The organism is Cytophaga hutchinsonii ATCC 33406 (assembly GCF_000014145.1).
GTDB lineage: Bacteria > Bacteroidota > Bacteroidia > Cytophagales > Cytophagaceae > Cytophaga > Cytophaga hutchinsonii.
In genome coordinates this window covers 2,000,001-2,023,558 of the sequence record NC_008255.1, presented here as the reverse complement: position 1 = coordinate 2,023,558, position 23,558 = coordinate 2,000,001, and the positions used below count along the sequence as shown (strand labels likewise).

20 protein-coding genes and 1 tRNA gene (1 of these 21 only partly in view) are annotated in these 23,558 nt (G+C 38.1%); 12 read left to right on the top strand and 9 right to left on the bottom strand.

Going from position 1 to position 23,558, the window contains the following annotated elements; all coding sequences use genetic code 11:
- Positions 1 to 6: 6 nt before the first annotated feature.
- Positions 7 to 2,313 (bottom strand): patatin-like phospholipase family protein, encoded by a 2,307-nt coding sequence (locus CHU_RS08395; RefSeq protein WP_011585102.1) that lies wholly within the window; start codon positions 2,311 to 2,313, stop codon positions 7 to 9.
- A 143-nt stretch (positions 2,314 to 2,456) separates the two neighbouring features.
- Here CHU_RS08395 and lepA point away from each other — a divergent pair, with 143 nt between their 5' ends.
- The 3 genes from lepA to CHU_RS08380 all read left to right on the top strand — a co-directional run bounded on the left by lepA (position 2,457) and on the right by CHU_RS08380 (position 6,089).
- Positions 2,457 to 4,247 carry a translation elongation factor 4 gene (gene lepA / locus CHU_RS08390; protein WP_011585101.1) on the top strand — a complete coding sequence of 597 codons (1,791 nt, stop codon included), beginning with the start codon at positions 2,457 to 2,459 and terminating at the stop codon, positions 4,245 to 4,247.
- 232 nt (positions 4,248 to 4,479) lie between these two features.
- A complete protein-coding gene (locus CHU_RS08385; RefSeq protein ID WP_011585100.1) occupies positions 4,480 to 5,352 on the top strand; it encodes a bifunctional 5,10-methylenetetrahydrofolate dehydrogenase/5,10-methenyltetrahydrofolate cyclohydrolase in 873 nt (290 codons plus the stop codon).
- 155 nt (positions 5,353 to 5,507) lie between these two features.
- The gene (locus tag CHU_RS08380; protein ID WP_049755505.1) at positions 5,508 to 6,089 is read left to right on the top strand and encodes a 7-carboxy-7-deazaguanine synthase QueE; all 582 of its coding nucleotides are present in this window, start codon (positions 5,508 to 5,510) and stop codon (positions 6,087 to 6,089) included.
- On the opposite strand, the gene CHU_RS08375 is transcribed toward CHU_RS08380, so the two are convergent.
- Entirely contained in the window at positions 6,086 to 7,372 is a 1,287-nt protein-coding gene (locus CHU_RS08375) for a hypothetical protein (protein WP_041932284.1), read from the bottom strand. The two genes, CHU_RS08380 and CHU_RS08375, sit on opposite strands and share 4 nt — an antisense overlap.
- A 127-nt stretch (positions 7,373 to 7,499) precedes the next feature.
- Here CHU_RS08375 and CHU_RS08370 point away from each other — a divergent pair, with 127 nt between their 5' ends.
- On the top strand, positions 7,500 to 9,431 hold the full coding sequence (locus tag CHU_RS08370; protein ID WP_238379375.1) for an OmpA family protein: 1,932 nt from the start codon (positions 7,500 to 7,502) through the stop codon (positions 9,429 to 9,431).
- A gap of 37 nt (positions 9,432 to 9,468) precedes the next feature.
- Here CHU_RS08370 and CHU_RS19545 read toward each other — a convergent pair whose 3' ends face one another.
- Positions 9,469 to 9,618 carry a hypothetical protein gene (locus CHU_RS19545; RefSeq protein WP_011585096.1) on the bottom strand — a complete coding sequence of 50 codons (150 nt, stop codon included), beginning with the start codon at positions 9,616 to 9,618 and terminating at the stop codon, positions 9,469 to 9,471.
- Positions 9,619 to 9,803: 185 nt separating this feature from the next.
- Between CHU_RS19545 and CHU_RS08365 the strand changes: the two genes are divergently transcribed.
- Both CHU_RS08365 and CHU_RS08360 read left to right on the top strand, forming a co-directional pair.
- A complete protein-coding gene (locus CHU_RS08365) occupies positions 9,804 to 10,175 on the top strand; it encodes a hypothetical protein (protein WP_011585095.1) in 372 nt (123 codons plus the stop codon).
- 100 nt (positions 10,176 to 10,275) lie between these two features.
- A complete protein-coding gene (locus CHU_RS08360; RefSeq protein WP_011585094.1) occupies positions 10,276 to 12,198 on the top strand; it encodes an OmpA family protein in 1,923 nt (640 codons plus the stop codon).
- Positions 12,199 to 12,286: 88 nt separating this feature from the next.
- On the opposite strand, the gene CHU_RS08355 is transcribed toward CHU_RS08360, so the two are convergent.
- The 6 genes from CHU_RS08355 to CHU_RS08330 form a co-directional block, all read right to left on the bottom strand.
- A complete protein-coding gene (locus CHU_RS08355; RefSeq protein WP_143144046.1) occupies positions 12,287 to 12,532 on the bottom strand; it encodes a hypothetical protein in 246 nt (81 codons plus the stop codon).
- A gap of 109 nt (positions 12,533 to 12,641) precedes the next feature.
- Positions 12,642 to 13,337: a helix-turn-helix transcriptional regulator gene (locus CHU_RS08350; RefSeq protein WP_011585092.1), complete on the bottom strand. Its 696-nt coding sequence runs from the start codon at positions 13,335 to 13,337 to the stop codon at positions 12,642 to 12,644.
- Between the two features lie 622 nt (positions 13,338 to 13,959).
- A complete protein-coding gene (clpX, locus tag CHU_RS08345; RefSeq protein WP_011585091.1) occupies positions 13,960 to 15,195 on the bottom strand; it encodes an ATP-dependent Clp protease ATP-binding subunit ClpX in 1,236 nt (411 codons plus the stop codon).
- A 119-nt stretch (positions 15,196 to 15,314) separates the two neighbouring features.
- The gene (locus CHU_RS08340; RefSeq protein ID WP_011585090.1) at positions 15,315 to 16,004 is read right to left on the bottom strand and encodes an ATP-dependent Clp protease proteolytic subunit; all 690 of its coding nucleotides are present in this window, start codon (positions 16,002 to 16,004) and stop codon (positions 15,315 to 15,317) included.
- A 96-nt stretch (positions 16,005 to 16,100) separates the two neighbouring features.
- On the bottom strand, positions 16,101 to 17,441 hold the full coding sequence (gene tig / locus CHU_RS08335; RefSeq protein WP_011585089.1) for a trigger factor: 1,341 nt from the start codon (positions 17,439 to 17,441) through the stop codon (positions 16,101 to 16,103).
- An 89-nt stretch (positions 17,442 to 17,530) separates the two neighbouring features.
- Positions 17,531 to 17,612, bottom strand: a tRNA-Leu gene (locus CHU_RS08330).
- A gap of 261 nt (positions 17,613 to 17,873) precedes the next feature.
- Here CHU_RS08330 and CHU_RS08325 point away from each other — a divergent pair.
- The 6 genes from CHU_RS08325 to CHU_RS08300 all read left to right on the top strand — a co-directional run.
- A complete protein-coding gene (locus tag CHU_RS08325) occupies positions 17,874 to 20,072 on the top strand; it encodes a RelA/SpoT family protein (protein ID WP_011585088.1) in 2,199 nt (732 codons plus the stop codon).
- Positions 20,073 to 20,111: 39 nt separating this feature from the next.
- Entirely contained in the window at positions 20,112 to 20,609 is a 498-nt protein-coding gene (locus CHU_RS08320; protein WP_011585087.1) for a Fur family transcriptional regulator, read from the top strand.
- 67 nt (positions 20,610 to 20,676) lie between these two features.
- Positions 20,677 to 21,018 carry an STAS domain-containing protein gene (locus CHU_RS08315; protein ID WP_011585086.1) on the top strand — a complete coding sequence of 114 codons (342 nt, stop codon included), beginning with the start codon at positions 20,677 to 20,679 and terminating at the stop codon, positions 21,016 to 21,018.
- Positions 21,019 to 21,022: 4 nt separating this feature from the next.
- Positions 21,023 to 22,318: an adenylosuccinate synthase gene (locus tag CHU_RS08310; protein WP_011585085.1), complete on the top strand. Its 1,296-nt coding sequence runs from the start codon at positions 21,023 to 21,025 to the stop codon at positions 22,316 to 22,318.
- A 173-nt stretch (positions 22,319 to 22,491) separates the two neighbouring features.
- Positions 22,492 to 23,403, top strand: a complete 912-nt coding sequence (locus tag CHU_RS08305; protein WP_011585084.1) for a cation diffusion facilitator family transporter — start codon at positions 22,492 to 22,494, stop codon at positions 23,401 to 23,403.
- Between the two features lie 45 nt (positions 23,404 to 23,448).
- A protein-coding gene (locus CHU_RS08300) for a sterol desaturase family protein (RefSeq protein ID WP_041932282.1) crosses the window boundary here: on the top strand, positions 23,449 to 23,558 show its beginning. It continues 601 nt past the right edge of the window; only the first 110 of its 711 coding nucleotides appear in the window; it begins with the start codon at positions 23,449 to 23,451; its stop codon lies beyond the right edge, outside the window.

Below are 23,558 nucleotides of genomic sequence, written 5' to 3'. Positions count from 1 at the left end.
CAAGAATTATTGGCTCAATAAAAATTGCAGTCGTTTTATTGACGATTGATTATTGGGCTCCATAATTGTATTGTAAATGCTTTCTTTTTCCTGCAGGGTCAAATGCCAGCTCAATGCAGCACGGCCGCTTTTAGGGTCTTTTGCTGATTGTTTATTTTCCGTTGAAAGGAACTTATTCATAACAGGAATGTATTCAAATTCAACAACTTCTAGCGGGCAGTTTAACCAGGAAGAAGCATATTCAATTAAATTATCATTATTGAAATCCTGATAATCACTCCAGTTATTATATAAACCACCAATCGGAGAAATGATTTTTTGAAACACCGAACCCGGTGCCTGAATTTCTACTTCCTGGTTTTTTTCTGAATCACGAATGTTAATAAAAATAACGCCGCTGGTATTAGCACTGATCCAGTCTTTAAATACATACAAAAACGATGTAGCGTCTTTTACACCAAAATTGTCGGATAAGCCTGCATCCATGATTTCCATGGCCGGTTCACTTGGCAAATCTACATTGGGCGTAATGTATGGGAATGTAGCACTCATACGCAATGCACTCATAAAATGCAGATCGTTTGCATCCTGTTCCTCAAAAAACTTTTTGAATTCGATCCCTTTTAGTTTTTGTCTGAAATTGGTTGAACTGGTTGATGTAGTTGATGCCGTTGTCATGTATGAAATATTCAACGGTGAAATATATAATTTACGCCCATCATTAATAATCGTAGGGGATAGGATCAGCATCGGAATCTGTGCTTCCTCTTCCGGTTTTTTGTAATCGGAGATCCGCTTGTAAAGCACATAGTTGGTATTTTCATGTAACTTCTGTTCAAAAGCATAGCCACGGTCCTTATAATATTCATGATTTCCATCGGTAAATTTCTGAAACCTGAAAAACAGATCGTTAACAACCATACTGAAAACGATCGGATTCAATACGTCTTCTGAAATATCACTTAAATATTGAAATTCATGAGGGCTTTTAATTTTACCCTGCGCTTTTAATAAACATAATTCCCTAAAATAACTAGCTCCGATAATGCCGCCTGAAGCCCCTGTCATTAAACGTGTCTGTTTAAACATAGCACCATTTGTCATGCTATCTGCATATTGCAGCGTACGTAATGTCCACACAGCAGCGCGTTGTCCGCCGCCGCTGCTGCAGATAAAAATGATCTTTGGTTTTGCACTGTCCGGAAACTGACTTCGCCATTTATTCAATATGGTTATCGTCTGCATTTTATCTTCATTATATGTTTGCTGATTGCTTAAAGCTTTTAAGCGATCCATATTATAGACTGCATTTTTTTTGCTGTAATTGATCCCGAATACCTGATAGGTAGATTGTATCAATTTTTCCTTCAGTAAAACATTGAAAACAATTAAAATAAGAATGAGGGTAGAAATGGCCCAGCCTCTTAGCCAGTAAGAGAATGCACCGGTAAACATTACAATGATCGAGAAAAATAAAATACCACTGGCAGCTGCCGGTATCTGAAAGATCGGATTGTCGCGGAATAAACCCAGGCTGATGATTAACGTGATCAGAAAGATTTCAACAATAACCGCATTCAAATGGTTTTGATCAAAGATCAGCATCATCATAGAACGGTCTAAATGTTCATGCGTGGGTGTTTTAGCAACCTTAAAGTTTAAGGTGATAAAAGAAGTGATGTGGTATTTATTTTTTATTTTTTTTGAATGAAAATCTTTTAAAACATTCACCCGGTTGATCGTACTCCTCTTTAGCGTTTTGTTTACAGATAAGGCTAGTTCTTTAAAAATGTCTTTATTGGTTCTGCTGAAATATAAAAACAGAATTACAATAGTGAAGAGTTGTCCGCTTATTAAACCGGATACCTGACACACTATATCCCAGGAAGATTTTAAACTGTAGTTAAATTGAAACTGAACGACACAGGCAATATAAACCACCGTAAATAATAGCGGCATGGTGCTGTTGTTGAGACAGAAAGTAGAAAATGGTTTTGGCGTTGCTCCTAAAAATGGGAACTTGTAACTATCTAATATGTATATAGTTATGTGGTATGAAGTAATGAAAATCCCCAGCGATACTCCAATAATAAAGAAACTCTTGAAATTCGTTGCTGATAAATATTCCGGGTCCAGAAACAGGTACGGAATACCGATAATATCACCAAAATTACGCGTTATAAAACCCAGCAGAATGATCCAGATAAAAAGTAAAATCTGATTTTTTTTTACATTATTAAAAATCAATTGAACCGCAAAAGAGTGATATACTTTTTGAATCCATTCCCCAAATGGGTTTTTTGGCAGGTTCATTTATGATTTTGTGGTTTAAAAGTTGAAGGATATAATTTCAATAATACGTATTTGTTTTAATCTAATCAAACGAGAGATTGCGTGGATAAGATACACGGTTTTCTGCGTTTAAATGATTAAATTTGCACAAGAAGAGTAGGTAGATGGAAAACATTCGTAATTTCTGCATTATTGCACATATTGACCACGGTAAAAGTACCTTGGCAGACAGACTATTAGAATTCACAAGTACAGTATCTAACCGGCAGATGCAGGCGCAGGTATTGGATGATATGGATCTTGAAAGAGAACGCGGCATCACGATTAAGAGCCACGCGATCCAGATGAATTACATCTATGAAGGACAAAAATATGTTTTGAACCTGATAGATACACCCGGTCACGTCGATTTTTCTTATGAAGTATCCCGATCCATTGCGGCCTGTGAAGGTGCATTACTGATTGTTGATGCTGCACAGGGTATAGAAGCACAGACAATATCAAATTTATATTTAGCTCTGGAAAATGATTTAGAAATCATTCCGGTGTTGAATAAGATTGATTTACCCGGTGCCATGCCGGAAGAAGTAAAAGACCAGGTGGTTGAATTGTTAGGTTGTGACCGCGACAGCATCATACCTGCCAGCGGTAAAGAAGGAATCGGTATTTTTGAAATTCTTGCAGCCATTATTCAACGTATACCGCCTCCTAAAGGAGACCCGAAAGCTCCGTTACAGGCATTGATATTTGACTCTCAGTTCAATTCATTCAGAGGTATTGAAGTTATGTTCCGTATTTTCAACGGTACCATTAAAAAAGGAGATAAGGTTAAATTCATAAACATCGGCAAAGAATACTATGCGGATGAAATTGGTGTATTGAAATTACAGCAGGAACCGCAGCTTGAAATGAGTGCGGGTAATGTAGGGTATATCATTTCAGGGATCAAAGAAGCGAAAGATGTTAAAGTAGGCGACACCATTACACACGTAAGCAGACCGGGAGAACCGATTCAGGGTTTTGCAGATGTGAAACCAATGGTATTTGCCGGTATCTATCCGGTTGAAACAAGTGAGTTTGAAGACTTACGCGCAGCTATGGAAAAGCTTCAGCTGAATGACGCTTCTCTGGTGTGGGAACCGGAAACATCCATCGCTCTCGGTTTTGGCTTCCGTTGCGGATTCTTAGGAATGCTGCACATGGAGATTGTACAGGAGCGCCTGGAACGTGAATTTGATATGACAGTGATCACAACTGTTCCTTCGGTACAGTTCAAGGCTTATCTTACAAAGGGCAATGAGATGGTTGTAGTAAATGCACCTTCTGATATGCCTGAACCAACTACATTGGATTACATCGAAGAACCCTACATTAAAGCACAGATCATTACCAAGGCTGATTTCGTTGGCCCTGTAATATCCTTGTGTATGGATAAACGCGGTATCATTACCAATCAGACATACTTAACATCGGATCGGGTTGAATTAACATTCGAGCTTCCGTTGGCAGAGATTGTATTTGACTTCTTCGACAAATTAAAAACCATTTCTAAAGGCTACGCCTCTCTGGATTATGAACTGATCGGTTTCCGGGAATCCAATGTAATTAAACTGGATATCATGCTGAATGGTGAGAAGGTAGATGCCTTGTCAGCGATCGTTCACCGTGATAAAGCCTATGATTGGGGCAAACGGTTGTGTGAAAAACTGAAAGACCTGATCCCGATGCAGATGTTTGAGATTGCAGTGCAGGCTGCAATCGGACAAAAAATCATTGCCCGGGAGACAGTAAAAGCAATGCGCAAAAACGTATTGGCAAAATGTTACGGCGGTGATATCTCCCGTAAAAGAAAGCTTCTTGAAAAGCAGAAAAAAGGGAAGAAACGTATGCGCCAGGTTGGTAACGTCGAGATTCCGCAGGCAGCCTTCATGGCAATCCTGAAACTGGATCAATAGTCATTAGGCCTAATGCTTAACGCTAAAAGCTTAATGCTTTTCGTCTGTTAACATTGATTGCCTTTCATGCTGTAAGTTACTAAGCCGTTGTTGGTGTTTCCGCTATCTTTAATCTTAGATAATGAGCAAATAACAACGCGGAGCACCAACAACAGCTGAAGATAAATTTAAGTACTACTATTAAAGTTTAGAGCATTAGCCTTAAGCTTTAAGCCTTACGCATTAAGCATCTATGCAATTACTAGACGGTAAAATCACTTCCGATCAGATCAAGGAAGAACTGAAGACAAAAGTTGAAGCTATAAAAGCTAAAGGTGGTAAGATCCCGCATTTAGCTGCTGTATTGGTAGGCGATAGCGGTGCTGCTGTTACCTATGTGAATGCAAAGGTGAAAGCATGTGAACTGGTTGGATTCAAATCAACACTGGTTAAACTTCCTGAAACAATTACGGAAGCTGATTTGCTTGCGAAAGTTGCAGAAATAAATGCAGACAAAGACATTGATGGATATATTGTTCAATTGCCTTTACCCAAACACATCGATGAACAAAAAGTAACGGAAGCCATTTCTCCGGATAAAGATGTGGATGGCTTTCACCCGACAAGCTTAGGCCGGATGGTGTTGAATTTACCAACCTATCTGCCTGCTACACCTTACGGCATTATGCAGTTACTGGAACGCAACGGCATTGAGACTTCCGGTAAACACTGCGTGGTAATGGGCAGAAGTCATATTGTTGGCTCTCCCATGAGCATCTTGATGGCGCGTAATACCAACCCCGGTAACGCAACGGTAACCATGGTGCATTCCCGCACAAAGAATTTAAAAGAACTGACTCTTCAGGCAGATATATTAATTGTTGCCATCGGTAAGCCGGAATTTGTAACAGCGGATATGGTTAAAGAAGGCGCGGTTGTAGTGGATGTTGGTATCCACCGTATTGATGATGCTACAAAAAAATCCGGGTTCAGATTATTGGGAGATGTGAAGTTTGATGAAGTTGCTCCCAAAACTTCGTATATTTCGCCTGTACCGGGCGGCGTAGGTCCTATGACCATAGCTTCACTATTAATGAATACACTGCAGGCAGCGGCTTTAAAATAAATAGAGCTTATCGTCTAAGACTTGGTTCGAAACCTCCAGGGATTAAAATGCACAATTGATTTTAATAATTCTAACTATTGAAATCCTTAGAGGTTTAGACAGCCATAAACATATATATATTGCACATTTCTACATCCATACAATCCTTGCCTGTCATGGAATCCTTTTACACCATCCAGGGGGAAGGGCATTACCAGGGCAGAGCAGCGTACTTTATCCGCCTTGCAGGTTGCGACGTGGGCTGTCATTGGTGTGATGTAAAAGAATCGTGGGATGCTTCCCAGCATCCGATGCAAACCATTGAACACATGGTTGCCGAAGCGTCAGCCTTTACCGGCCGTATCGCTGTGATTACGGGCGGAGAACCGTTAATGCATGATCTCACAAACCTTACGGCACAGTTAAAGCAGGAGGGGTTTAGAAACCATATTGAAACAAGCGGGGCACATCCGTTATCAGGCGAATGGGATTGGATCTGTCTGTCACCGAAAAAGTTTAAAGCGCCGTTACCATCTGTTATTGAAGCCTGCGATGAATTAAAGATTATTGTATTTCATTCAAGTGATATTGAATGGGCCAAAACATTTTTACCCAAACTTAAAAAAGGCTGCAAGCTGTTTTTACAGCCTGAATGGTCGCGTCAGGAAGAAATGCTGCCGCAGATTATTTCTTTTGTGAAAGAAAATCCGGAATGGGAAATTTCGCTGCAGATCCACAAATTCATGAATATCCCTTAGTTTCCGGCTGATATTTTAAGATCTATTTTTACGGTATTTTTAAGGATATACGTGATCCAGATCAGCAGCGCAGGCACCAATACATTAAACTGCCTCGGATACGCACTGAACAGGGAGCTTAACACTAAATAGCACATTGAAAAACCAGCCAGTATCTTTATTTCCACCGGTATTTTTTTCAAGTTCCATAAAACCGCAATACACGAATATACCAGCGCCAGCAGCAAAACGGAATTGATATAAATACGCACTAACGTAGCAGGGCTTTGAAAATAATACGAAGCTGGAAAACCAAATAATAACCGGCCAATGTTGGCAAACCAGTTTTTAATATATTTCACCGGATTGGTTTTAATATGTTCAATAGCCATGTGTTTAAACAACGCATCTGCTTCAAGTACATCTTTACACGCATTGATCTGTTGTATATCCGCAGCATGATTTACAGCAATAAGATCTGCATTGCAGAACGTTTCCGAACAGTTGGCTGTAAAGGTATTGTTGTTCCAGTCGCCGTATTCATGAGCATCTAACGAGGTCATCCAATACAATACTTTGCCCCCTTCACTGCTCAAATAAAAAAACTTACCTGTTAACGAATAAGTATAAATAATATATGGGGTAATGGTAAGAAGTGCAAAGGAGAAGATACAAACGATTTTTAACATCAGGTCAGAATGTTTGCGCAGCACATAACAGATGCCTGTGCATACAAGTAAGATCACTAATACATACGCAAAGATCACTTTAGTAAGAATTAAAAAACCAAAGGTGAAACCTGCCGGTAACAGAGTTTTGTAAGTAAAGCCCGGTGTTGAATAAATACGGATAAGCTGATAGCTGAAAGCACTTATTAAAAATGCTGTAAGGCATTCGGTAAGTATACACGGCATCTCCTGGTAGGCAAGAATATTCAAACCCCAGCATAATGCTGCTATACAGGCTGCCTTAAAGGAAAGCGTTACTAGCTGTATGGCCTTAAATAAAAACACTACAGATACATAATATAAAACAGCATTAAAGAGTGTAATAAAAATCAATGGGGTACTCAATGCTGCAAATGGCATCAGCACAATCGGATAACCGGGACCGTTAATCAAGTCAATATGCGGATACGCAGGAGAATAAAACCCTTGCAGCAGGTTTTTTGCAAACTGAATATACCGCATTTCATCTCCTTCCATCTGATCGGTATGAAAATAACATACGTAAGCGGTGTACAGGACAAGGAGCGGTAAAAAAAGAGCAAACGGTGAATAATCTTTTATTGATCTGATCTGCATGTAAAACAATGAAATAGTATTGAAAAACAAGATAGTTACTATTTTTAATATTTTAGACAGGATACGGCTGACAGAAATTAATTTTCAGTAAGTTTAGCTATATTAGATATGTGTTTAACCTTAATATATGAGTTTTAATAAAGTAATCAGCATAACTATTTGCATGGCGTTGTTTAGTGTTTTTTCAGTTGCACAAACCACTACCTATCATACAAAAAACAAGAAATCAATCTCCGCGTATCAGGAAGCCGAGCTCTTACAGCAGCAGCGCAGATGGAACGAAGCAATCAATGTGCTTGATGCTGTTATACAAAAGGATACAGGCTTTGTAGAAGCGTATTATAAAGTCGGGTCTATGTACATGGCTATGGGAAATAAAACAGCTGCAGCACGATATTTTTGTAAAGGAGCGGATCTGGACCCCAGTGTTAAAGCCTTTGCCGGAGCGTATTTTACAGCAGGGGAATTATCGTATAATGAAGGGGAGTATGTACGTGCGAAACGCTATTTTGGCTATGCACTAAATGTTCAATCCGGCGATAAAAAAATTAAAGAGCAAACTCCTGTATATATTGCTAAATGTGATTTTGCAATTGATATGATGAAACATCCGGTAGATTTTAAACCGGTATTAATGACACCGCCTATCAATACTGCCTTCGCGCAGTCTCATCCGGTACTTACCGCGGATGGTAAAACACTTTATTATACCACACTATCCGGTTTATCCAGGCAGGATGATGAAAATATCGTTACTTCTTCTTATGTAAACGGCAAATGGTCTGAACCTGTCTCCATATCCGATAACATCAATTCAAAAGAAAATGAAGGAACGTGCTCCATCTCCATGGATGGAAATTCCCTGGTATTTGTAGGTTGCGGCAAAGCAGACGGATTAGGATCCTGTGATATTTACATTTCAAAAAAAGTAAACAATGTATGGTCTAAACCAACAAATTTAGGGCCTGCAGTAAACAGTACTTCCTGGGATTCGCACCCGAGTTTATCGGCAGATGGCCGAACCTTGTATTTTGTTTCAGCACGTAAAGGAGGGTTTGGAAAGGAGGATATTTATGTGACGCATTTGGATGAAAAGGGTATCTGGTCGCCTGCACAAAATGCAGGATCATCAGTAAATACAAGCGGTACAGAATTTTCGCCATTCATCCATGCCGACGGCACAACCTTGTATTTTTCATCCAATGGTTTATTAGGCATGGGGGGGCTGGATATTTTTTATACAACCGGCAACGATACAACCTGGGCTGTACCAAAGAATATCGGTTATCCATTAAATACCTACGCCAATGATGAAACGTTATTCATTACCGTAGATGGCGCCAAAGGATATTACTCCAGATTTGATGGTACAAATGTTAACTACAACAGCAGAATATTTTTGTACGAGTTCGATGTTCCTCAATCATTAAAGCCGGGCAGGATAAGTACGTTTGCTAAAGGCCATATTTATGACAAGCAAACAAAGAAGCCATTGGGCGCACGTGTTGAATTGGTTGATATTGAAACAAACACAGTCACACAGGCTGTTCAGTCAGATAGTATTACAGGTGAATATACCATTGTTATTACAGAAGGAAAGGAGTATGCCGTATATGTAAACAGAAATAAATACTTATTCGAATCACTGAACGTTAATTATAAAAATCCAACGAGTTTTGATGCACTTACATTGGATATTTATCTCACACCTATTATATCTGGTTCACACGTAACACTCAATAATATTTTCTTTCAAACCAATTCATATCAATTGGAAGAAAAATCAATCAGTGAATTGAAAAAGCTTATTAATTTTATTCAGATTAATCCCGCACAACGCGTTGAACTGGCCGGATACACCGATAATGTTGGTACAGCAGAGGCTAACCTGAAACTGTCAGCTATGCGTGCAAAAGCCGTTTATGATTATTTAATACAACACGGAATTAAACCAGCAGGAATTACGTATAAAGGATATGGAGCCGCTAGTCCTGTAGCAGATAATAATTCAGAAGAAGGGCGTCAAAAAAACAGACGGTTGGAAATAAAAATATTATAAAAGAAAAAAGGGCGATTGTTACATCGCCCTTTTTATATTAATGTTGAAAATCAAACATGTAGCCAGATTTTTTCTTTTTAGCTTTTTTATGGCTTTTATGTTTACCGGCAGGCTTTCCAGGTGTAGCGGATGCACCAATCGCTGATAATGCAAATACTACTGTTAATATGTATACGATTTTTCTCATCATTTCTAGTATTTATGCTACTAAAATAGCAATATTTTACTTAATAACATAATTTTATTGGTATTTTATTTTATAATCCTGTAAAAACTTAACATACTTTTGTAAACTTTATACCATTTCATTCGTTACATTTATATATTCAATGTTATTAAATTGTTAATTCATCATTAAATAATTGTAAAGCCATGAAAAATATAACGTCTTTATTCATCTCTGCCCTTTTAATGATAACAGGTGCATTTGCTTTCAATCCAACGGCTAAAACAGTTTCTAAAGATAAGAAGACTGCTGTTAGTCAGCGAATAAACACACTTATAGGTAATCCAACGCATTTATTAAATGGCGCAAATCAATCCGTGATGATTTCATATGATGTAGATGCGAATAATGTCATGCATATTAAAGATGTTTCAACTTCTAATGCTGAATTAAAAGAATACATCACAAAGAGATTAAACGGTAAGAAATTTAAGAATGTTCAACTGGCAGATATGCAAGGGGTTGTAAAAGTGCATTTTGTGACAAGAAAAGAACAGAAATTATATCTACAATATTAGATTTATCTAATTATTAGTCACTTAAAAGAGTCTCTGTAAAAGAGGCTCTTTTTTTTGTCTCATATTTATATTAACTTGTATTTAAATTAGTTGAATTGAGATGAAAAAATATCTGTTTTTGGTGTTGTGTTGTCTTTTTTACGGACAAGTTTCTGGACAGGTAATTCCTGGAAATTATGATAAAAACATAAAGAAAGGTAAGGAACATATTGACATGGAAGAGTATCATCAGGCGCTTCCCTTTTTTCTGGAAGCCTGGAAAGTAGATACCACCGATTATAAACTGGCATTCAATATTGCAAAATGCTATTTCCAGATCGGGCATGAATTAAATGCCTTTCCATACCTGGATAATGCTAAAGTAGGAAGTAAAGACCCCATTATAACTTTTTATTACGCACGTTGTTTTCATTTACAGCATAAATTTGAAGCAGCCATTGCTTTATACCGCGAATACCAGCAAACATTAGATGCAGACGAACCTGAATATTTTGAAATGCATCAATATATTGCGAACTGCAAAAATGGTATTGAGTTAGTGAAAACCCCTGTTAAAGTAAAAATACGAAACCTTGGCCCTGTAATTAACTCTCCATATCCGGATTATGTACCTGTAATTTCTGCCGATGAAACAGAGTTGCTGTTTACATCCAGAAGGCCTAGTACAACGGGTGGTGGTAAAGACCTCGAAGATGGTTTTTATTTCGAAGATATTTACCAGTCAAGCAGATTAAACGACACACTTTGGTCTGAACCTGTTGACATCGGTAATGGCATCAACACCGAATCACATGACGCCTGTGTGGCCCTATCTCCGGATGGTATGGAACTGATCATGTATCGTCATTCCGGTACAGACGGTGGTGATTTATATTCGAGTACATTAAAAGGAGAAGTTTGGGAAAAACCTCAACGCTTAGGCAACACAATCAATACACCTTACTGGGAGCCAAGCGCATCTATTTCAGCCGATGAAAAGGCAATCTTCTTTACCAGTAACCGTAAAGGTGGTTTGGGTGGTACAGATATTTACATGGTTCGTATGAAAGACAACGGCGATTATGGCCCGGCAATTTTATTAGGCCCGTCTATTAACACAATTCATGATGAAGATGCGCCATTTATTCATGCAGATGGCAAAACATTATATTTCAGCTCTAAAGGCCATAAATCTATGGGCGGCTACGATATCTTTTATTGTACCATCGATATTGAAACAGGTGAAATCCTGACTACGCCTCAGAATATCGGATACCCGATCAATACAGCAGACGATGATGTATTTTTTGTGTGGTCTGCAGATGGTAAAAGAGCCTATTTCTCTTCTGAACGGGCTGGTGGCTACGGAGAAAAAGATATCTATGTATTAGAGCGTGAATCGGCTCCTAAAGCACCAACAGTACTGTTTAAAGGACAGATTGTTGCCTGCGACGATCATCACCCGGTTACGGCAACCATTTTTGTAACAGATTTACATACACAGAAAATTGTAGGCGTATACAATTCGAACAGCTTTACAGGAAAATATACAATCTCATTACCAGCGGGTAAAAATTACGGCATTTCAGTAGAAGCTTCGGGATATCTGTTTGAATCTAAAAATATTAACTTCCCAAAACAGGATGGGTATATTGAACTGATAGATACTATTTGTATGAATAAATTGAAAGTAAACACGTCAATCATTCTTAGAAATGTATTTTTTGATGTAGATAAAGCCACACTGAGACCGGAGTCTGTTCAGGAATTAGATAAACTCGTGGATATATTAAGACACAATCCGAATTTGAAAATAGAATTGTCAGGACATACCGATTCAGATGGTAATGACGACCACAATATGGTTTTATCCGACAACAGAGCAAAGGCTGTGGTAGATTATCTGATTAAAAAAGGCGGAATTAACCCAAACAGATTAACCTGGAAAGGGTATGGGGAAACGAAACCAATAGAACTGAACGATACGCCTGAACATAAGCAGCAGAACAGAAGAACAGAAGTGAAGATTCTAAGCAATGAATAAGTTCTGATTGGATCTATAAAAAAGCCTTCTCTTTAATTAGAGAAGGCTTTTTTATTAGGTTTTTCTAAATAAGTTAGAGCACCGTTGCTTAATAGTACGTTTGTGGAGCCTTAGCCTTTTTCTTTCTGCTCTGATTCTCATATTCCAGGTTATCCTTACTTCTTCTGGACGGCTGGTATTTATCTAATTCTTTTCGTTTACTATGGTGCTTTTTATAATGTTTTTTTAATTCTTCCTCACTTTCAGTATTATATAAAAAGTCACTGTTCTCAAGAGTAGGGTTTTGATTTTTATGTTTAATAATCTTGACCTTCTTTTCAGATTGGGAGGCCATACGTTTTTCCTTTTCAGATTTACAAGAACATATGAAAAGGAAAATAATAAAAATTAAACTGTTGAATCTGAGCATTTTGAATATTTTATTTGAGAGTTGATTACGGATATTATTGTGGATTAAATGTCTCAAAAGTATTATCAGAATAAAAGAAGACAATTTTTACGACTTTTTTATCATTTTGAGTAGATTTTTCTGTAAAAAAAGCAGTTTCAGCGGGAATAACGGGTGTTGGTGCAGCTGCCGGAGGTGGGATTTGAGGCGTAACCGGTGCAGCAGCAGCTGGCTGAATCACTGGTGATTCAGGAATGGTTACCGGAGGGATCAGAGGTACAGAAGCGGTTATTTGAGGTTGTATCAAAACTTCTTCTCGCTCAAGCGCAACATGCTGTACAGGTGGTTCCGGCAATGCTACCGGTGCAGGAGCAGTTTGTGCATAAACAACTTTAGCGGGCTCACTAAAAGCTGATTCTTGTTCCGCAGTAATTAATTCTGTAACCGGTTGTACGGCTGTCTCTGATTTAAATTTTTCTGCAGGTATGGGCTCTGTAGGCGCTACATCTCCTTTAATATCGAATAAATCTAATTGCTTCATCGGTCCTGTTCCCATAATAAGCCAAGTAGGGTTGATGTCTGAAAAATTGTTTAATATCTTCTGAATGAAATCCAGACTGGGTTTATTTCTTCCTGAGACTAAATGCGACATACTGGAGCGCTGTACATCGATTTTATCAGCAAATTCGGAGGCTGTGAGCCCATAATCCTTTATCAGTACAAGGACTCGCTCTACAATTGATTCTTCCATGTTGTAAATTCTATTTACAAATGTAATAGTTTTATATGTTACTTTTGTAACTTTACCTATGTTTATTTAATATATTGATTTACAATTATATACATATACAGTTTACAAATGTAATTACAAATGTAAACTGTAATTACATTTGTAAATTACAGTTGTAATTAGCTTGAATACGTGCTGTAAACACTGTTTGTAGGGCAGTCCTAAATAAAAAATTAAGCCAAATGAAGCAGTAAATTATCCTGTATATTATTGCTGTATAATTAATAAGGTATTCTTAGTTAAAGTAAAAAACTAACCTGTTTTCAGGCTTTCACAGGAATGTAATTTTACCTCCAGGCAAAAAAGACTTTAATATGGCCTCGAATAGATTTTTTACAAATGTAGGCGAGTTATTCAGGCCAAATTAACGCCCCCTTTACATCTAAAAATGCTGCTGTTGATGAAATGTATGTGCAACTGCAAATAAAAGCAGATATGGTGTATTGGATTGATGTTACTAATAAATAAGGTGAATATGGTCGTATCGTATAAATGCTCAGGTTGTATCATTTATAAGATGCTTAAAAATAAAAAAGCTCTGAAGATTGTCCTCAGAGCTTTTCGATAAGATAAATTATATAGATTAAGCCGCTTTCAGCTTTCTGAATTTAGAACGATCCAGCTTTTCTTTGGCATATTCATAGTTTATCACAAAAGATGCCTGTTTGATTTCTTCTGATGGAAGATCAAACATCGCGTCTGTCATGATAGCTTCACAGATAGAACGTAAACCTCTCGCACCCAATTTGAAAGCCATGGCTTTTTCTACTATAAATTGTAAGGCTTCCGGTTCAAAGGTGAGTGAAATACCTTCCATATCAAACAGTTTCTTATACTGCTTCACAATAGCATTTTTAGGCTGTGTCAGAATTTCTAACAGCATTTCTTCATTCAACGGATCCAGATAAGAAACTAATGGCAAACGGCCTATAAGTTCCGGAATTAACCCGAATGTCTTTAAATCTAAAGCGGTTACATATTGAAGCAGATTCTCCGCATCAATATCGTCTTCGTCATCTTTAGTTTTAAAACCGATCGGTTGTGTATTTAAACGGTTTGCAATAATACGCGCAATACCATCAAAAGCACCTCCGCATATAAAAAGTATATTTTCTGTATTTATGGCAATCATCTTCTGGTCAGGATGTTTACGCCCGCCTTGTGGTGGAACGTTTACAATACTGCCTTCCAGAAGTTTTAACAATGCCTGCTGAACACCCTCGCCGCTAACGTCTCTGGTGATCGACGGATTGTCGCTTTTGCGCGCAATTTTATCAATCTCATCAATGTATACAATACCACGCTGTGCAGCGTCTACATCGTAATTTGCTGCCTGCAGCAAACGGGTCAGGATAGATTCCACATCTTCACCTACATAACCGGCTTCCGTTAATACGGTAGCATCGGCAATGCAAAACGGCACCTGCAATATTTTGGCAAGGGTACGGGCAAGATAAGTTTTTCCGGTACCGGTTTCGCCAACCATAATGATATTTGATTTTTCGATCTGAACATCATCATCTTCGTTTATTTTACTCTGCATAAGCCGTTTGTAGTGGTTGTATACCGCTACAGACATTACCTTTTTCGCCTCATCCTGTCCAATAACATATTGGTCTAAATGAGATTTCATTTTTGCAGGTTTAATCAAATTGAATTTAGGCGCACCCTCAGATTTGCCTTTTTGTTTTAATTCTTCTTGTAAAATCTGGTATGACTGTGTTATGCATTTATCACACATATTTGCATGTATGCCTGTAATCATTAACAGTACATCCTTTTTCGGTCTCTCGCAGAAGGAACAGGTTTGTTGAGCCACGTTTAATCAGTTTATTTTAAGATCTTTTGACGCGTAAATCGCTGTAAAAGTAGTAAAGCTTAAAGATACAATCTTTAAGCTTTACTTATAGGTTACGTGTAATAATTATCTAAGGATAATTATTTTACCAATACTTCATCAATGATGCCGTATTCTTTTGCTTCAGCAGCTTTCAACCAGTAATCACGGTCTGAATGCTTCTCGATCGTTTCAATATCCTTACCCGAATGTTTCGCTAAAATTTCATAAAGCTCACCCTTCAGTTTCAATATTTCACGTGCGGTAATTTCAATATCAGATGCCTGTCCCTGAGCACCACCCAATGGCTGGTGAATCATAATTCTTGAATGGGGAAGAGCGGAACGTTTTTTAGCCGCGCCGCCGCATAATAAAACAGCACCCATAGAAGCTGCAAGACCAACACATGTTGTAGAAACATCCGGATTGATATAGTGCATGGTGTCATAGATCCCTAAGCCTGCATATACAGAGCCTCCCGGACTGTTAATATACATCATGATATCTTTCTTAGGATCTACTGATTCTAAAAACAATAGCTGTGCATTTACTACATTGGCTACATAATCGTCAATCCCTGTTCCAAGGAAAATAATACGATCACCCATTAAACGAGAGAAAACGTCAATAACTGTTGCACGCATCTGGCGCTCTTCAACAACATTTGGCGTCATACCTACGATATAATTTGGCGCAATGCTTTGAATCTGATTGATATAGCTGTCAACGGCAAGGCTGCTTATTCCCTGATCTTTTACAGCAAATTTTCTGAATTCGTTCTGATTGATCATTCTGGTTTGTTGTTTAATGGTATACGTTGTACAAATGTAAAAAAAAAGTCCTTTTAACAAAGGACTTCTTTACGTTGTAACACAAAACGTGAATAATTAGTTTGCCTGTACTAATTTTTCAAATTCGTCTACACTTATTTTTTTAGTTTTGAAATTTAATTTTGACTCAATGAATTTAAGCACTTTTGTATAATATACTTCTTCAAATGTACGGTTATAATTCTTTCCGTTTTCAGATGAAAGGTAATTATCCGCAAGCTTATTCATTGTCTCATCCATTTCTTCAGACAGGGAAGTCAAGCCTCCGAACTGCTGCATGAATAACTCTTTTGTGCGTGCAATAACTTCTGAATGCTCAACTTTAATGTCGTTATCTTCACCGATCTTGTTGCGGATTAATAACCATTTCAGATCATCCTGGTACAGATTGAAGTCTTTATCAATTTGTTCCGGAGTCATTTTACCTTCGTTGTTGATCAATAAAAAACGCTTTAAAAACGCTTCAGAAATTTCAACTTTTGTGTTGGCTAAGAATTCTTTACGTACTTCTCTTGAAACTAATACTTCAGCTTCGCGATTATAGTTTTCACGGATCGTTTCTTCCAGTTTCTGGTTGAATGCCTCTTCGCTTGTAACTACTCCCGGGCCAAATATCTTGTCAAAAAACTCCTGGTTTAACTCCGCAGGAAATGAACGGCGGATACCTGTTACCGTGAAAGAGAATTTGCCTGAAGTTGTTTCAGCTTCTTCTTTCGTTAAACCCGTAACGTGTGCTATAGAAGATTTTTCGGTGAATGCTTTATCAATATCGAATTCAATTACATCGCCGGTTTTTTTACCCGTAAAATTTTTCAATTCTGCGGCAGCAATCTTATCAGAAGGGATCATTGTTTCCGTAGAGAAATCGGTTGTTAACGATTTCATCGTTCCGTTGATGTAATCACCGGATTCAACAACTTCCGCTTCATCCATTTTACCTTGCTGGCGACGGATATTGTCTAATGTTTCTGCAACGCGTTTCGGATCAACTTCGATTTCGTATTTCGTAACAGATACTTTATCTGATAATTCATACTTAAATTCAGGAATTAAACCTAAATCATAGGAGAATTCATATTCTGATTGATTATCCCAGTCAATTTTGGATGCCTTATTCTGATCCGGCAGCGGATAACCGATAATGTTTAATTTTTCTTCTTTAATGTATTTACCTACAGATTCAGAAAGTAACTGATTGATTTCATCTACTTTCAAACTCTTTCCATACATTCTTTCAACAACACTCGTTGGTACTTTTCCTTGTCTGAAACCTTTCAAAGAAACTTTTTTACCATATTCTTTCAGCTTACTCTGAACTTTTGGCTGATAGTCATCTGCTTTGATGGTTACTTTCAATGTAGCTGAAGTAGCGCCTTTTTTGTCTAATACGATTTCCAAGGTAATAGAATGTTTAAGTTATCAATGAATTAAAATACAAAACCCTCGCGCTTATACAGGCGAGGGTTTGAAACATGTTGGTGTTTGTGTGCGGATGGAGGGACTCGAACCCCCATGCCTCGCGGCGCTAGATCCTAAGTCTAGTGCGTCTACCAATTTCGCCACATCCGCTTTTTTAAAATCAATGTTCTCGTTTGAACATTTCCTCGTGAGGTATCTCTCATTTGGGAATGCAAACTTAGAACTTTTTTTTGATATTGCTACTATCCGGTGAAAAAAAATATTTAATAAACGAAAAATAAAAATCAGGCTTATTTTTATTAAATAGAACTTTCTTTACGTATAAGCATGTTCAAAAGTACGGTGGCAGTATTACTTGCAAACACTTATCCTTTGAATAACAATTAAATAAAAGATTTAGTCTGCGCATTTATGGTGGTTGATGTTGAAAAGGAGAATAAAGAAATAATAAAAAGATACCGTGCATTGCTTCATGCAGCAAAACCTATTTTAAAAGATGGGGATGCTAAAATTATAAAAAAAGCATTTTTTACATCGGTACAGGCGCATAAAGATATGCGTCGGAAATCCGGTGAGCCATATATATATCATCCATTAGCAGTTGCTCAGATTGCAGTTGAAGAAATTGGTTTGGGTACAACATCCATCGTTGCGGCCTTGCTGCACGATGTGGTAGAAGATACACACCTGGAACTGAGGGATCTGGAAAGGGATTTTGGCCCAAAGGTTGCTACCATCATCGACGGGCTTACTAAAATCTCCGGTGTCTTCGAACACGGAAGTTCGCAGCAGGCAGAAAATTTCAGAAAAATGATCCTTACACTTTCAGAAGATGTACGGGTTATTCTGGTAAAGCTTGCCGACCGTTTACACAACATGCGTACATTAGAAAGCATGCCGCGTGATAAACAGCTGAAAATTGCTTCGGAAACCATGTATTTATATGCACCTCTGGCGCACCGCCTGGGTTTATATGCCATCAAATCTGAACTTGAAGATCTGTATTTAAAATATACGGATACCGACCGCTATAATTTTATAGCCGATAAAGTTGCCAAATCAGATGCTGCACGTGAAAAAACAACAAAAGATTTCGCAGCTCCTCTGGAAATACCACTCAAACGTGCCGGCCTTAAATTCAAAATCAAAGGGCGCACAAAATCTATTTATTCCATTCATCAGAAAATGCAGCAGCAGAATATACCTTTTGAAGAGGTCTATGATTTGTTTGCCATCCGCTTAATTCTGGAAGCCGATCTGGCCGAAGAAAAAAGTGTTTGCTGGAAAGCTTATTCAATCGTTACCGATTTTTATAAACCAAATCCGGATCGCTTAAAGGACTGGGTGAGTACGCCAAAAGCAAATGGCTACGAATCGCTGCACACAACGGTTATGAGTAAATCCGGACAATGGGTGGAAGTGCAGATCCGTACCAGGCGTATGGATGATATTGCCGAAAAAGGATATGCGGCACACTGGAAATACAAAGAAAATAAAACGACGACTAAAGAGCACGGTATTGAAGACTGGATCCGTAAAGTTCGGGAACTGATTGAAAATAACGACTTCTCAGCCATAGAATTTGTCAACGAATTCAGACAGAATTTATTCAGCGAAGAGGTGTTTGTGTTTACACCTAAAGGCGATTTAAAAACGCTGCAATTCGGCGCAACAGCACTGGATTTTGCCTTTGAGATCCACACAAAGATCGGCGAACACTGTCTTGGCGCAAAAGTGAACCAAAAACTGGTACCGTTGAGTTATCAGTTAAATAACGGCGACCAGATTGAAATATTAACCTCAGGCAAACAAAAACCTTCAGAAGATTGGCTGAAGTTTGTTGTTACATCGAAGGCCCGTACAAAAATCAAGGAATCGCTTAAAGAAGAAAAGAAGATTATTGCACAGGATGGTAAGGCAATGGTAGAACGTAAGCTGAGCCATTTGAAAATACCATTGAATAATGAAACAATCAACAAAATGTTATTACTCTTTAATGTGAAAACACCTTTAGAGTTTTATTATAATGTTGCTAAAGACATTATTCCGCCCAGCCAGCTGAAACGCTTAAAAGATCCGGAAAAGAAACCGGAACCTTCCAAACGTCCGGTTGAAGTAGATCCGGATAAAAAATCAACATCGGTAAAAGTTTCCGATAAAGATATGGTTTTGATCGGTGACGGCATGGACAAAATCGATTACAACCTGGCAAAATGTTGTAACCCGATTCCCGGAGATGAAGTGTTCGGCTTCGTAACGGTAAGTGAGGGCATCAAGATCCACCGCACCAATTGCCCGAATGCAGTAGAATTAATGTCACAATATGGTTACCGGATTGTAAAAGCAAAATGGACGTCTCAGAAAGAACTTGCTTTCTTAACCGGGTTAAAAATTGTAGGTGCCGATCGGGTAGGCATTATAAACGATGTTACCAAAGTGATCTCCACACAGCTGAAAGTAAATATCCGTTCTATTACCATTGACACCGACGATGGTATCTTTGAAGGTACCATGATGGTATTTGTAAACGATACAGAACATCTGAACACCCTCATTTCCAAGCTAAAAGAAATTTCAGACATTATTAGCGTGTCTCGTATAAACAGTTGATTTGGAATAAGAATCCCTTTATTCGTATATTTGATACTTATGTCAGCACCAGAGGAGTTATTATCGCAGGTAAAAAAAATATTTACTGCGTATCTTGAAAATAAAAGTTTGAGGAAAACGCCTGAAAGATTTGCCATTCTGGAAGAAATCTATTCCAGAGTTGGACATTTTGATGTAGAGAATTTATACATCAGCATGAAAAACAAGAACTACCGCGTGAGCAGAGCAACCGTTTACAACACGCTTGATATTCTTGTTGATTGCGACTTAGTTACAAAACATCAGTTTGGTAAAAACTTAGCACAATACGAACGTTCATACGGCTATCGTCAGCACGATCACCTGATCTGTACAGATTGCCACAAAGTAGTTGAATTCTGCGATCCGCGTGTATACAACATCCAGACAATGGTAGGAGAGCTGCTGCATTTTAATGTATTGCACCATTCACTTATCCTATATGGTGCGTGTACAAACTCTACCTGCGAAAACAAAAAAAATATTGATCCTGCCAAGAGCAGAATAGTAGGGGAATAAGTAAATAATATTCAAACATTTTCCTGTTGACATTAAAATAAACCTGATTTATAAATCTGAATAATACATGAAATACAATACTTATATCAAAGAAAACATATTGTTCCTTCAGCTTGAAGGCGATTTGATAGGTGAAAGTAATGGCTTGGAACTAATGGATTTAGTTAGTGAGAAATTAAATGAAAGTATCACACGTTGTGCAATTGACTTGTCATTGGTACGCTATATGAACAGTAGCGGTATTGGTGTATTAATTACGTTGTTAACGAAGTTCAGAAACAAAGGTGGAGAATTGGTTCTGATCAATCCTTCCGAGCAGATCAAAAAATTATTGATCATCACAAAATTGAACTCAATATTTGTAATTGTTGAGACAGAAGCAGAAGCATTAGAGAGATTAACAAAATAAAGAAATGGCAGTTGATGTATTATTAGGGTTGCAGTGGGGCGACGAAGGTAAAGGTAAAGTTGTAGATGTGCTGGCACCTAAATATGATTATGTTGCGCGTTTTCAAGGCGGACCTAATGCAGGACACACGCTGATATTTGATGGACATAAAGTTGTTTTACACCAAATCCCATCTGGTGTGTTTCGTTCAAACATTACCAATCTTATCGGTAATGGGTTGGTATTAGACGTAATCGCTTTATTCGAAAAAGAAATCGATAAGCTTGAAGCGTTTAAACTGAACCTGAATAAGAATTTATTTATCTCTAAAAAAGCAGCCTTGATTTTGCCTTCCCACGTAGAGCTGGATAAAGCCTATGAAGCAGCTAAAGGCGCTGGAAAAATTGGTTCAACATTAAGAGGAATCGGACCCACATATACAGATAAAGTATCCAGACACGGTTTGCGTGTAGGTGATATACTTAGTCCGGATTTTATGGACAAGTATAATAAACTGGTAGATCAGCACAAACAGATCCTGGATTTTCATAAGCACGATTATTCAGAAATGAAAGAACGTGAAGATTTGTTCTTCAAATACATTGATCGTTTGCGTAAAATGAATCTGGTAGATAGTGAATACTTCATTAACGATGCTATCCAAAGTAAAAAAACAATTCTTGCTGAAGGTGCTCAGGGCTCCTTACTGGATATTGATTTTGGTTCCTATCCATTTGTTACATCTTCCAGCACAATGGTTGCAGGTGCATGTACAGGTTTGGGCATTGCCCCGAAGCATATCGGTAATGTGTTTGGTATTTTCAAAGCATATTGCACACGTGTAGGTAGCGGGCCTTTTCCTACAGAATTACACGATGCAGTAGGTGAAGAAATCCGTAAGCAAGGAAACGAGTTTGGCTCTACTACCGGACGTCCGCGCAGATGTGGCTGGTTGGATTTACCAGCATTAAAATATGCCTGTATGATCAACGGTGTTTCACATCTGTTAATGATGAAAGCTGATGTATTAAATGCATTCGAAGAGCTTCAGGTATGTACGCACTACAAATTAGGCAATGGCGACATTGTAGATACACTGCCGTATGATATGTGTACCAATGATTTAACACCGGTATATAAAACACTAAAAGGTTGGAATCAGGATTTATCAAATTGCGAAACATTCGATTCATTGCCTCAGGCATTGTTAGATTATTCAGCATTCATTGAAGCTGAATTAGGTTTGCCAATCACATTGATCTCAATCGGACCAGATCGGAAAGAAACCCTGATCAAAGATTTCAGTTTTATCACGGCATAATTAGACTCAGAAATAATACAATAGTTAAGCTCGTTTTACTTTCTTCGGAAAGCAAAACGAGCTTTTTTTACTATACATGTTTAATCGTCTGCCATAGCCCATGGTTTTAACCGTGGGTTTATGATTTTGACAAAATAAACCGTAATTTAAATGTATCATAAACACCGTTTATTTTGGAACACAATCACACACATCACCACGATCATTCCATAATTCTGACACACGTCAATACAGCTTTTATCGTTGGTATTATACTCAACTTGTTATTTGTTGTCATTGAAGCCATTGTTGGGCTTTCAGTGCATTCCTTATCACTGCTTTCAGATGCAGGGCACAACCTGGCAGATGTGGCCTCCTTAGCACTATCACTGCTGGCCTTTCGTCTGCTGAAAATAAAATCAAATGAAAGCTACACCTACGGATATCGTAAAACATCCATCCTTGTTGCCTTGTTTAATTCCATGATATTAATCGCCTCCATCGGAGCCATCTTTTATGAAGCAGCACATCGCTTCTTCAATCCCGAACCCCTGCCAGGCCAGACCATCGCTGTAGTGGCAGGTATCGGTATTTTGATCAATGCCGCTACGGCACTCATGTTTTTGCGCCATAAAGAAAAAGACCTGAATGTGAAAAGCGCATACCTGCATTTAATGAGTGATGCACTTGTTTCCCTTGGTCTGGTTATTGGCGGTATAATCATGTTCTATACGCAATGGTTCTGGATCGATAGCGTATTAAGTATGATTGTTGCAATCATTATTCTGTTCAGTACCTGGAAGCTCTTAAAAGACAGTTTACGTTTGTCACTGGACGGCGTACCGGAATATATTCATATACATGAGATCAAAGAAACCGCGCTGAAGATAGCAGGAGTAAAGGACCTGCATCATATCCATGCATGGGCGATAAGTACAACTGAAAATGCATTGACGGCACATCTTGTATTAGATAAAAACACTACAATCGCAGATGAAAATATAATCAAGCGGGAATTGAAACACGAACTGGAACATAAAAATATTCATCATGTTACGCTGGAGACAGAACGTGAAAATGATCCCTGTGGAGCAGAAGTTTGTTAATTACATTTTTTGAAATAAATAACTGTATTCCCGATAACACTACTCATGCAAGATAGTATACTGGCAGCGCTTGATTATTTAAGTGCGTTGCATCCCGTCACGTTATTTCTACTGTTTTTAGCAGAAAATATACTGATAGCAGCAATATCCATATT